This is a genomic window from Sphingomonas sp. S-NIH.Pt3_0716 (assembly GCF_003950715.1).
In the GTDB taxonomy this organism is placed as follows: Bacteria; Pseudomonadota; Alphaproteobacteria; order Sphingomonadales; family Sphingomonadaceae; genus Sphingobium; species Sphingobium yanoikuyae_A.
In genome coordinates this window covers 1-958 of record NZ_QLJK01000114.1, presented here as the reverse complement: position 1 = coordinate 958, position 958 = coordinate 1, and the positions used below count along the sequence as shown (strand labels likewise).

Here is a 958-nt window from a genome sequence, read left to right as displayed (position 1 = left end):
CAACCCCATCGGCGAGAATACCAAGGCGACAAATACACTCAGCACCGCAAAGAAGAACCAGAGGGTGATGACGATACTGGTCAAGCGATTAGCCATGGCCGAAACTGGCATGCTTCCTCTTAATCTGCAATTTCAGCCAACGGCACATGGCATCTTACATTTCGTGGTGAGTTCTGATTCACGCTCGGCATGAGCCGATATGATCTGACCGACTTCGAGTGGCGCGTGATCGAGCCGCTTTTGCCCAACAAGCCCAGAGGTGTGCCACGTGTCGATGACCGGCGCGTGCTGAACGGCATCTTCTGGGTGCTGCGCTCCGGTGCGCCGTGGCGCGACCTGCCGGAGCGCTATGGCCCGCGCACTACCTGCTACAACCGTTTCAATCGATGGCGGCAGGCGGGCGTTTGGGATCGACTGATGAACGCCATCACCGCCGCGCACGATGGCGACATCCAGATGATCGACAGCACCTCCGTTCGCGCCCATCAGCAGGCGGCGACGGCAAAAAAGGGGGTGCAGATCACTGTCTCGGTCGATCACGCGGCGGGCTCACGACCAAGATCCACGTCGTCGTCGACGCGCAAGGCCTCCCGATCCGGCTCGGCCTGACAGCAGGGCAGACGCACGATGGGCAGATCGCCGACGCGCTGCTCGACCGCCTCGGTCCAGGCACCATCGTGCTGGCCGACAAGGCCTACGATGCCGACCGTATCCGCGAGCTGATCCAGGACCAAGGTGCCACCCCCAACATACCGCCGAAGAGCAACCGGCGCTGGAAGCCCTGCTTCAGCAAGCGGCTCTACCGCGAGCGCAACCTGATCGAGCGGTTCTTCTCCAAGCTGAAGCACTTCCGCCGGGTCGCCACCCGTTACGATAAGCTCGCCGCCAACTTCCTCGCCATGATCCAGCTCGCCTCAATACGGCTGTGGCTTCGGGCTAATGAGTCTACGGCCTAGTT

At 61.5% G+C, this 958-nt stretch carries 2 protein-coding genes; both read left to right on the top strand.

What is annotated here, in order from left to right:
• A partial coding sequence (locus tag BRX37_RS27165; protein ID WP_206434240.1) for a hypothetical protein occupies positions 1-193 on the top strand: 193 nt, incomplete at its 5' end.
• Positions 190-956 (top strand): IS5 family transposase gene (locus BRX37_RS26290; protein WP_125990375.1). Its coding sequence is split into 2 segments (ribosomal slippage): positions 190-514 and positions 514-956, totalling 768 coding nucleotides; the frame shifts between segments, so codons are not numbered across the junction. The genes BRX37_RS27165 and BRX37_RS26290, both read left to right, overlap by 4 nt.
• Positions 957-958: the final 2 nt, after the last annotated feature.